This window comes from Streptomyces palmae (genome assembly GCF_004684805.1).
Taxonomy (GTDB): Bacteria; Actinomycetota; Actinomycetes; order Streptomycetales; family Streptomycetaceae; genus Streptomyces; species Streptomyces palmae.
Map to the genome: position 1 here is coordinate 1 of NZ_SRID01000233.1, position 10,799 is coordinate 10,799.

The following is a 10,799-nucleotide window of genomic DNA, read 5'->3' on the forward strand; positions in this document are numbered from 1 at the left end:
GGGGGACACCGGGGGCGGCCGTGGTGGACCGGGCTGTGCCGGTCCACCATGGGCGCCTCAGGTGAGGGGGCCGGGCTGCGGCGAGGGGTCCGGGACCGGGTCGGGGCCTGGCGGCCTGGGCACCGGGTCCGGGGACGGCCCGGGCGGCGGCGGTGCTGGTGGTGTCGGCCCGGGCAGCGGGCCCGGATCGGGGCCCGGCCCGGGTACCGGCGTCGGGGACGGCGGCACCGGGTCGGGGTGCACGGGCGGGGAGGTGGCGGTCCACCCGCCCCCGTCATCGAGCTGCCGGATCATCGGAAACCTCCGTACTTGGAGCATCGAGTACGTCCACTGCCCCGCACCCGCGGACGTCTCGGCAGGCCGCGCGGTACGGGGCCCATCACGCCTTCGGGTACCCGCCCGCCACCCGGCCATACGTGTGCGCGGGGCCCGCGGGGCCACCCACCGGGGTGGGATCCCCCTGAGCCGGATCCGCCGGTTCCGCGACACGTGCCCGCCGGTCCGCGAGCGGCGCAGCCCCGTCGGACCCCTGAGCCCGATCCGCCAGGCCCACAGGCGGCACCGCCCGGCCATACGCGCCCGCCGACCCGCGAGCGGCGCTACCGGGCCCGTCCGATCATCGGCGACGTGGGACGCCCCCTGGTGACGGAGCGGGCGTGGCCGGGTCCGGAGTGGATCGCCCGAGACCCGGGAGGAGGCCCGGTGCCGCCCCGCCGGTCAGGCGACCGAGCCGAACCGGCCCGCCCCGGAGAGGGGCTCCCCGTCGTGGTGGATCGGGGTGTGAGCGCCCGTCAGGGGCACCCCGCTGCCGCCCCGCCGGTCGGCGACGATCTCGGCGGCGATGGAGAGCGCGGTCTCCTCCGGGGTGCGGGCGCCCAGGTCGAGGCCGATGGGCGAGCGCAGCCGGGCGAGTTCGAGTTCGCCGACGCCGGCCTCGCGCAGCCGGGCCAGCCGGTCCAGATGGGTGCGGCGGGAGCCCATGGCGCCCACATAGGCGACCGGCAGCCTCAGCGCCCGCTCCAGCAGCGGGATGTCGAACTTGGCGTCATGGGTGAGGACGCACAGGACGGTCCGGCTGTCCACCTCGGTCGCGTCCAGGTAGCGGTGCGGCCACTCCACCACCACCTCGTCGGCGTCCGGGAAGCGCTGGGGGGTGGCGAAGACCGGCCGGGCGTCGCAGAGGGTGACGTGGTAGCCGAGGTACTTGCCGATCCGCACCAGGGCGCCGGCGAAGTCGATGGCCCCGAAGACGATCATGCGGGGCGGCTCCAGGCCGGACTCCACCAGCAGTTCCAGCGGGGCGCCGCAGCGGCTGCCGTCGGCGCCGATGGCCGCGGTGCCGGTACGGCCGGCGTCCAGCATGGCACCGGCCAGCCGTGCGGCGGTGGCGTCCAGCGCGGCGGCGTCGGTCACCCCGGGCCCGGCCAGGGTCCCGGCGTGGCTGCCGTCGGGGCGTACCAGCAGGGTGCGGCCGAGCAGGGCGGCCGGGCCCGCGGTGATCCGGACCAGGGCCGTGGGCCGGCCGGCGGCGGCGGCGGCCAGCGCGGCGGCGTACACGGGGCGTGCCGGGTCGGCGGCCCGCACCGGGGTGATCAGGATGTCCATGCTCCCGCCGCAGGTCAGACCGGTCGCGAAGGCGTCCTCATCGGAGTAGCCGAAGCTCTCGCGGACCGTCTCGCCGGTCTCCAGCACCTGTTGGCACAGCTCGTAGACGGCGCCCTCCACGCACCCTCCGGACACGCTGCCCACGGCGCCGCCCCCGGTGTCCACCGCGAGCGCCGCGCCCGGCTGCCGGGGCGCGCTGCCGCCGGTGGCCACCACGGTGGCCACCGCGAAGTCGCGGCCCTCCTCGCACCAGCGGTGCAGCTCGGCGGCGATGTCCAGCATGGGTGATCAGCTCCTTGCGTGCGGGTGGCTCGGCAGCGGCCGGGCCCGTGCTCGATGGATCCCGGCCCAGGTGTCCGGGGGAACACCGCACTCGATACCCACATGAAAACCCCGGGCCCGCGGGTTTGTCCCCCGGGGCCCGCACGCGGGGTGCCGGGGAGGCGGTCGCCCGCCGGGCGGGGCCCCGGAGCGGCACGGCGGTGCCGGCCGGGTCCCCGCCCGAGGGGTTCAGGTGCCGGTGAGGTGCTCGGGCCGTACCGGGACCCGGTTCAGGGCCAGGCCGGTGGCCTGGCGGATGGCGGCCACCACCGCGGGGGTGGAGGACAGCGTCGGGGCCTCGCCGACGCCCCGCAGACCGTACGGCGCGTGCTCGTCGGCGAGCTCCAGCACGTCGACCGGGATGCTGGGGGTGTCCAGGATGGTGGGGATCAGGTAGTCGGTGAAGGAGGGGTTGCGGACCTTGGCGGTCTCGGGGTCCACCACGATCTCCTCCATCAGCGCCAGCCCCAGCCCCTGGGTGGTGCCGCCCTGGATCTGGCCCGCCACGGAGAGCGGGTTGACCGCCTTGCCGACGTCCTGGGCGCAGGCCAGTTCGATGACCTTGACCATGCCCAGCTCGGTGTCCACCTCCACCACGGCACGGTGCGCGGCGAAGGAGTACTGGACGTGGCCGTCGCCCTGCCCGGTGTGCCGGTCGAAGGCCACGGTCGGCCGGTGCCGCCACTCCCGCTCGATGTCGACGGCCTCGTCCTGGAGCACCTCGGCCAGGTCGGCGAGGACCTCGCCGCCGTCGGTGACCACCTTGCCGCCCTCCAGCAGCAGCTCGGCGGTGGCCCAGGCCGGGTGGTACGTGCCGAACCTGGCCCGCCCCAGCTCCAGCACCTTCTCGCGCACCGCCTCGCAGGTGTGCTTCACCGCGCCGCCGGTGACATAGGTCTGCCGCGAGGCGGAGGTGGAGCCCGCCGAGCCGACCCGGGTGTCGGCCGGGTCGATGATCACCCGGGCCACGCCCAGCTCGGTACGGGCGATCTGGGCGTGCACGGTGATGCCGCCCTGGCCCACCTCGGCCATCGCGGTGTGCACCACGGCGACCGGTTCGCCGCCGACCACCTCCAGCCGCACCCGGGCGGTGGAGTAGTCGTCGAAGCCCTCGGAGAAGCCGACGTTCTTGATGCCGACCGCGTAGCCGACCCCGCGCACCACACCCTCGCCGTGGGTGGTGTTGGACAGGCCGCCGGGCAGCTCCCGGACGTCCACGGCCTCGCCGGCCGCCTCCCACTGCTTCTCGGGCGGCATCGGCATGGCCTTGACCCGGCGCAGCAGTTCGGCCACCGGCGCGGGCGCGTCCACCTCCTGCCCGGTGGGCATCACGGCCCCCTGCGACATGGCGTTCAGCTGCCGGAACTCCACCGGGTCCATGTCCAGTTCGGCGGCGAGCCGGTCCATCTGCGCCTCGTAGGCGAAGCAGGCCTGCACCGCGCCGAAGCCGCGCATGGCGCCGCACGGCGGGTTGTTGGTGTAGAGCGCGATGGCCTCGATGTCCACGTTGTCGATGACGTACGGGCCCGCGGAGAGCGAGGAGGCGTTGCCCACCACCGCGGGGGAGGAGGAGGCGTAGGCGCCGCCGTCGAGCACGATCCGGCAGGCCATGTGGGTGATCTTGCCGTCCCGGGTGGCCCCGTGCTCGTAGTGGAGCTTGGCCGGGTGCCGGTGGACGTGCCCGAAGAAGGACTCGAAGCGGTTGTAGACCATCTTGACCGGCCTGCCGGTGCGCAGCGCCAGCAGGCAGGCGTGGATCTGCATGGACAGGTCCTCGCGACCGCCGAAGGCGCCGCCGACGCCGGACAGGGTCATCCGCACCTTCTCCTCGGGCAGGCCGAGGACCGGGGCGATCTGCCGCAGGTCGGAGTGGAGCCACTGGGTGGCGATGTACAGGTCCACCCCGCCGTCCTCGGCCGGCACCGCCAGACCGGACTCGGGGCCGAGGAAGGCCTGGTCCTGCATGCCGACCTCGTACTCGCCGGTCACGATCACATCGGCGCGCTCCCGGGCCGCGGCCACGTCGCCGCGGATGATCGGCTGGCGGTGCACGATGTTGGGGTGCGGTACGTGGCCGGCGTGGTGGTCCTCGCGGCCGGGGTGCAGCAGGGGGGCGTCCTCGGCGGTGGCGGAGGCCTCGTCGGTGACCACCGGGAGCTCGGCGTAGTCGACCCTGATCTTGGCGGCGGCGCGGCGGGCGGTCTCCGGGTGGTCGGCGGCCACCAGCGCCACCGGCTCGCCGTGGTAGCGCACCCGGCCCTGGGCGAGGGCGGGGGTGTCCTGGATCTCCAGGCCGTAGTGCCGCACCTCGCAGGGCAGGTCGTCGTAGGTGAGGACAGCGTGGACGCCCGGCTGGGCCAGGGCCTCGGAGACGTCGATGGAGCGGATCTCGGCGTGCGCGTGCGGGCTGCGCAGGGTGCAGCCCCACAGCATGTCCTCGTGCCACAGGTCGGAGGCGTAGGCGAACTCGCCGGTGACCTTCAGGGTGCCGTCGGGGCGCAGGGTGGACTCGCCGACGCCGCCCCTGGTGTGGCTGCCCTGGGAGAGGCCCACCGGGGTGCCGGCGGGTGCGGACATGGCTCGGGTCGGGGCATGGTCCATGGTCAGACCGCCTCTCCGGTACGGGCAGCCGCCAGGCGGACCGCGTCCAGGATCTTCTCGTAGCCGGTGCAGCGGCACAGGTTGCCGGAGAGCGCCTCGCGGATGTCCGCGTCCGAGGGCTCGGGGTTGCGCTCCAGCAGTTCGTCGGCGGCGACCAGCAGGCCCGGGGTGCAGAATCCGCACTGCACCGCGCCCGCGTCGATGAAGGCCTGCTGGATCGGGGCGAGGTCGCCGCCGGCAGCGCCGTCGGATGGGCGCGCCGCCCACTTCCTCGCCTCGTCCAGGCCGGTTCCGCAGGCGCCGGTGGCGCAGCCGGCGGCGCGCTCCCTGGCGTGCTCGGCCAGTCCCTCCACGGTGACCACCTCGCGGCCCTCCACCTGGCCGGCGGCGACCAGGCAGGCGCACACCGGCAGGCCGTCCAGGCGCACCGTGCAGGAGCCGCACTCGCCCTGCTCGCAGGCGTTCTTGGAGCCGGGCAGCCCCAGCCGCTCGCGCAGCACGTACAGCAGGCTCTCGCCTTCCCAGACGTCGTCGGCGCTCTGCTCGCGGCCGTTGACGGTGAATGTCACGCGCACTGTGCTTCTCCCTTGCTGGTGCCGCCGTCGCGGTAGGACTCCCAGGCCCAGCCGAGGGTGCGGCGGGCCATGATGCCGACCGCGTGGCGGCGGTACTTCGCGCTGCCGCGTACGTCGTCGATGGGGTTGCAGGCGGCCGAGCACAGCTCGGCGAACTTCTGGGCGATCGACGGCGTGATGCGCTTGCCGCTGTCCCAGAAGCCGCCCTCGTCCAGCGCGGCGTTGAGGAAGTCCTCCGCCACCGCGGCCCGTACCGGGGTGGGGGCGGCCGAGCCGATCCCGGTCTTCACGGTGCGGGTGCGCGGGTGGAGGGCCAGTCCGAAGGCGCACACCGCGATGACCATCGCGTTGCGGGTGCCGACCTTGGAGAACTGCTGCGGCCCGTCCGCGGTCTTGATGTGCACGCGCCGGATGAGCTCGTCCGGCTGGAGCGCGTTGCGCTTGACGCCGGTGTAGAACTCCTCGACGGGGATGAGGCGGGTCCCGCGCACGGACTCCACCTCGACCTCGGCGCCGGCCGACAGCAGCGCGGGGTGCGCGTCGCCGGCCGGAGAGGCGGCGCCGAGGTTCCCTCCCACGCTTCCGCGGTTGCGGATCTGCGGGGAGCCGACGGTGTGCGCGGCGAGCGCCAGGCCCGGCAGCCGGTCGCGCAGCTGCTCCATGATGCGGGTGTACGACACGGAGGCGCCCAGCCGGACCGTGCCGCCGTCCGCGCCGACCTCCCACTCGCTCAGCTCACCGATGCGGTTCAGGTCCAGCAGGTACTCGGGCCGCCGATGATCGAAGTTGATCTCGACCATGACGTCGGTACCGCCCGCGATGGGCACAGCCGTGGGGTGCTCGGCCTTCGCGGCGAGCGCCTCCTCCCAGCTGGCGGGGCGGAGGAAGTCCATGGATGTCTCTTCTCGAAGTGTCGGTGGGAGGATGCGGGATCCCGGGTTCCCTCTTGCCGCCCTGGTCAACGGATCACCTCCCGAAGACGGCACGGCGGCACGGCGCCACGGCAGCACGACGCGGCGGCTCCGCGCGTGGCCTGAGATCAGTACATCGACGCCCGGCCCGCCCGGTGCAGTCACCGAACACATGAAGCGGTTGGCTGGCCAGGGGGCATGTCTTGTAGATTCGAACGAAAGACGGGAAGCGGAATCCCCGGCATTCCTCCCCCCGGCCCCACCGGTGGGAAACCCCACGCACCACCACGACGAGATCGGCTGGCAACGACATGCGGCTGCGCACACTGCTGGAGACCAAGGCCCTCGGGCTGCGACTGCTCGGCGGCGAAGAGGAGCTCGACCGCACGGTGCGGGGCGTGATGACCACCGATCTGCGCGACCCCAGCCGCTATCTGGCCGGTGGCGAGCTGGTCCTCACCGGGCTGGCCTGGCGCCGCGAGCCGGCCGACTCGGACCGCTTCGTACGCATCCTGGCGGCCGCCGGCGTGGCCGGTCTGGCGGCCGGCGAGGCGGAGCTGGGCGCCGTGCCCGAGGACCTGGTGCGGGCCTGCGCCCGGCACCGGCTGCCGCTGTTCTCCGTGGTGGAGGACGTGGCGTTCGCCTCCATAACCGAGCATGTGGTGCGCCAGGTCTCCGGTGAGCGCGCCGGGGACCTGGCCGCCGTGGTGGACCGGCACCGGCGGCTGATGAGCTCCGGACCGGCCGGCGGCGGCCCGGACGTCATCTTGGACCTGCTCGGCTCCGACCTGGACCTGAGCGCCTGGGTGCTCTCCCCCACCGGACGGCAGATCGCCGGAGCCGCCCCGGCCGGCGGCGCCCGGACCGAGCTGCCCGCCGCGGTACGCGCCGAGCTGGCCGGCGAGCACCTGGCCGCGGTACGGGCCGGGCGGCGGGCGCCGTACCGGGTGGCGGTGCCGGGCGGCGGCACCTACTCCCTCTTCCCGGTCCGCGGCGCCGGTCGCGGCGGCGCGCGCGACACCCGCGAGACCGTGCTGTCGGACTGGCTGCTGGCGGTGGCGGCGGACGCCGGTGACTGGCCCGCCGAGCGGCTGGACCTGCTGCAGGGGGTCACCCAGCTGATCGCGGTGGAGCGGGACCGCCGCGACGCGGCCCGCACCGTGCGCCGCCGGCTCGCCCAGGAGGTGCTGGAACTGGTGCAGGCCGGGGCCGCGCCCGCCGAGATCGCCGCCCGGCTGCGGGTGGCCGCGCCCGTGCTGCTGCCCGGCCTGGGCAGCGCCCCGCACTGGCAGGTGGTGGTGGCCCGGGTCGAGTGGGGACTACCCGACGCGGAAGGCGCCGGGGAGCCGGTCCCGCACGGCGCGGTGGCCCAGGCGCTGCTGGAGGAACTGCTGGTGGATCCGGACAGCACCGGCGCCGAGCCAACGGAGCGGATCGCGGTGGCGCACACCGGCGAGGAGGCGGTCGCCCTGGTCCCGCTGCCCGCGGTGGCCGACGCGGCCGGCCCGGCGGACGAGGCGGACGGCGAGGAGCCGGCCGCGCTCCAGGCCGACCGGCTGCTGGCCGCGGTGCGCGAGCCGCTCACCCGCGGCCTGGCCGGGGACGGCCGGCTCACCCTGGGGGTGAGCGCCGCGGTGCACTCGGCGGAGGGACTGCGCGGCGCGCTGGAGGAGGCCCGGCACGCGCGCCGGGTCGCCGCCGCCCGGCCGGGCCGGGTGTGCGCGGCCGGCCACCAGGAACTGGCCTCCCACGTCCTGCTGCTGCCGTTCGTCCCGGACGACGTCCGGCGGGCCTTCACCGCCCGGCTGCTGGACCCGCTGCGCGACTACGACCAGCGGCACCGGGCCGAGCTGATCCCCACCCTGGAGGCGTTCCTGGCCTCCGACGGGTCCTGGACCCGGTGCGCCGCCCAGCTGCACCTGCACGTCAACACGCTGCGCTACCGGGTGGGCCGGATCGAGCAGCTGACCGGCCGCGACCTGTCCCGCCTGGAGGACAAGCTGGACTTCTTCCTGGCCCTGCGGATGAGCTAGCGGGGGCGGGAGCCGGTCCCTGGCGAGCGCGCCGAAGATCCACCCAGGCTCCCGGCACCCGGCTTTGTGAATTCGTTCACACCGACCCCTTGGCCGCCCCCTTCGATCCGTGCTGAGATGCGGGCACGACTTCCGGCTCGACGGCGTGCTTTGGGAGGGCGAAGTGGCGGACACCGCCATGTCACGGTCTGGATCGTCGGATTCACCTCACTCATCCCCCGGCCCCGAGGACGACCCCCTGGACACCGCGGTGTGGCGGCTGCGCTCCCGCGGCTGCTGGGACGACGCCGCCGCGCTGCTGGCCCCGCAGGCCGCGGTGGATCCGGGCGCCGCGCTCAGGCGCACCTCGCTCCTCACCGAGCAGTGCATGTTCACCGCCCGCGGCTGGGCGGCGGCCGAGGCGGCCTTGCGGGGCGCCGAGGCGCTGGCCCACACCGACGAGGCCCGGGGCCGCGCCGCCAGCGAGCGGGGCCATCTGGCGTACGCCTCCACCTTGTTCGGGATCCGCGACCGGGCCGACGAGGCGCGGACCGCGCTGGGCCGCTCGGCCGCGTTGATCGATCCGGGTTCGCCGGCCCGCCCGCTGCTGGACTTCCGGCGCGGTCTGGTCGCCCACCATCTGGCACACGATCCGACCGGGGCGAAGGCGGCCTTCGAGCGGGCCCACGCCGGGGCGGCCACCCACGGCGACCAGCTGCTGCGCTCCTTCACCTGGCGGCATCTGGCCGCGATGGCCGAGCAGTGCGGCGACCTCCCGGAGGCCCGCCGCGGCTTCGCCGAGTCGCTGCGGATCCGGGAGGAGCTGGGCTTTCTGATCGGCATCGCCCCGGCGCTGGCCGCCCTCGCCGACGTGATGCCGGAGCCCGAGGCGGGCCGGCTGCGCGCCGAGGCCCGCCGGCTGGTCCGGCTGCTGGGCGGCGTGCCGTCCTGGCTGGCCGAGCAGTTACGCCCCACCCCCGCGGACCCGGCCGGCATCCCGGCCCCCGCGGAGGCGGCGGGCCCACCGGACACCGAGCCCGCCCCCGACTCACCGGACCCCGCCTGACCAGGCGCCGGGGAGCGACCCGGCACCCGCGGGGGCACCGCCCGAGGCGGTCCGGGCGAGCGGTGTCGAGCGGACCCGGAAGGTCATAGCCCATGTGCCGGTATGCGCCGCCCCGGAAGGTGGACACCGCCCGGTCCGAGGCCAGCCCTGGCCGGTCCGGGGAATAGGGAAATCCGATCACGTGCACAGAAGGCGCGTTGACCGAAGGCAGCTCACGAGAGGCCCACTGCATGACGCTCACCCATAGACTCTCCGCGGTCGCGCTCGCCGCCCTCACCGCCGCCGGTATCGGCGCCGTCGCCGCCCAGCCTGCCTTCGCCGGCGAAGGCAGTGGAGGCGACGGCAAGGGTTCCTGCCAGCGCCAAGGCTCACACCTGGTGTGCAGGGGACCCCAGGGCCCGGCAGGACCCGCGGGACCCCCGGGCCCGGCAGGACCTCAGGGCCCGGCAGGACCGGCAGGACCGGCAGGACCCGCGGGGCCCGCGGGTCCCCAGGGCCCGGCAGGACCTCAGGGCCCCGCGGGCCCTCCCGGTGTCGCCTCCTACACCGTGGTCCAGGAGACCGTGCACATCCCGGCGGCCACCCCGGACAACACCCCCATCCCGGCCCCCCAGTGCCCGGCGGGCTCGGTGCCGGTGAGTGTCGGCGGCGATGTCGCCGGTCAAGCGCTCTTCAGCCCCGTGCACGAGACCGGTACGCGGCTGAATCCGGACGGGACCGGGTACGTGCGGTTCGTCACCGCCACCATGGAGACCGACGTCGTCGTCTACACCGTGTGCGCCGAGCTGACCACCTGACAGCCCGCCGACCCGCATCCCTCGTGGATGCCTTGGCACCCGGGCCACACCCTCGGGTGCCCACTGACACCCGCCGGTGAGCGCCGGACGGCGGCCTCACGCGGCGCTGGCGAAGTGCTCCCGTACCAGGGACTCGACCGCGATCAGGTCGCGCGCGGCCAGCGCGTCCAGCAGTGCCGTGTGCTCGGCGGCGTCCGCGACCAGGTCCGGACGGGCCGCCCGCCCCTGGCCGAGCGGCCACTGCGCCCGCCGGTGGAGGTCGTCCGCGACGATCACCAGTTGCTCGTTGCCGGCCATGCCGAGCAGTGCCTGGTGGAAGGCGCGGTCCGCCTCCAGGTACGCGGCCCGGTCGCCCTTGGCCGCGGCCAGGGTGGTGGCCTCGGCGAAGGGGCGCAGACCCGCCCAGCACTCGGGGTCGAGGGTCTCGGCCAGGGTGAGCACCACCGGCACCTCCAGCAGCGCCCGCACCTCGGCCAGCTCGGCCAGCTCGCGGGCGCTGCGCCGGGCGACCCGGAAGCCCCGGTTGGGCACCACCTCCACGGCCCCTTCGCCGGCCAGCTGCTGCATGGCCTCGCGGACCGGGGTGGCGGACACCCCGAAGCGTTCGGCGAGCACCGGGGCGGAGTACACCTCGCCGGGCACCAGCTCGCCGCCGGCCAGCGCGCTGCGCAGGGCCTTCAGGATCTGGCGGCGCACGGAGTGCCGCTGCAGCGGTACCCGCGGACCGGCCGCGGTTCCGGTACGGGGCTGCTCCATGAATCCTCCTGACGTCCTCTGAACGATAAGCGCAGGCCTCGCGAGGTCAAACCCCCGCGGTCGCGAGGGGGCGGGGCTCGGCCCCGTTCCGTACCAGGCCCGGGACCGCGAGACCCGGGACGGGACTCGACCGGGGCCCGCGGTCCCGGCCCGCC

At 75.2% G+C, this 10,799-nt stretch carries 8 protein-coding genes; 3 read left to right on the top strand and 5 right to left on the bottom strand.

The window, feature by feature from the left end; translation table 11 throughout:
- Positions 1–717: 717 nt before the first annotated feature.
- From E4099_RS21620 to E4099_RS21635, 4 genes are all read right to left on the bottom strand, one after another.
- Positions 718–1,887 (bottom strand): XdhC family protein, encoded by a 1,170-nt coding sequence (locus E4099_RS21620; protein WP_135340765.1) that lies wholly within the window; start codon positions 1,885–1,887, stop codon positions 718–720.
- Between the two features lie 228 nt (positions 1,888–2,115).
- Positions 2,116–4,527 carry a xanthine dehydrogenase subunit D gene (pucD, locus tag E4099_RS21625; protein ID WP_386389381.1) on the bottom strand — a complete coding sequence of 804 codons (2,412 nt, stop codon included), beginning with the start codon at positions 4,525–4,527 and terminating at the stop codon, positions 2,116–2,118.
- Between the two features lie 2 nt (positions 4,528–4,529).
- A complete protein-coding gene (locus E4099_RS21630) occupies positions 4,530–5,102 on the bottom strand; it encodes a (2Fe-2S)-binding protein (protein WP_135340766.1) in 573 nt (190 codons plus the stop codon).
- Positions 5,093–5,995, bottom strand: coding sequence for an FAD binding domain-containing protein (locus E4099_RS21635; RefSeq protein WP_135340767.1), 903 nt, complete (start codon positions 5,993–5,995; stop codon positions 5,093–5,095). Before E4099_RS21635 ends, E4099_RS21630 begins: the two co-directional genes overlap by 10 nt.
- 329 nt (positions 5,996–6,324) lie before the next feature.
- On the opposite strand from E4099_RS21635, the gene E4099_RS21640 reads away from it, so the two are divergent.
- From E4099_RS21640 to E4099_RS34420, 3 genes are all read left to right on the top strand, one after another.
- Complete coding sequence (locus E4099_RS21640; RefSeq protein ID WP_135340768.1) at positions 6,325–8,046, top strand: PucR family transcriptional regulator ligand-binding domain-containing protein; 1,722 nt, start codon at positions 6,325–6,327, stop codon at positions 8,044–8,046.
- A 178-nt stretch (positions 8,047–8,224) separates the two neighbouring features.
- Positions 8,225–9,091: a hypothetical protein gene (locus E4099_RS21645; protein ID WP_135340769.1), complete on the top strand. Its 867-nt coding sequence runs from the start codon at positions 8,225–8,227 to the stop codon at positions 9,089–9,091.
- Between the two features lie 548 nt (positions 9,092–9,639).
- Positions 9,640–9,888: a hypothetical protein gene (locus E4099_RS34420; protein ID WP_135340770.1), complete on the top strand. Its 249-nt coding sequence runs from the start codon at positions 9,640–9,642 to the stop codon at positions 9,886–9,888.
- Positions 9,889–9,984: 96 nt separating this feature from the next.
- Here the strand turns inward: E4099_RS34420 and E4099_RS21660 are convergent, their stop codons facing one another.
- Entirely contained in the window at positions 9,985–10,644 is a 660-nt protein-coding gene (locus tag E4099_RS21660) for a GntR family transcriptional regulator (RefSeq protein WP_135340771.1), read from the bottom strand.
- Positions 10,645–10,799 lie beyond the last annotated feature (155 nt).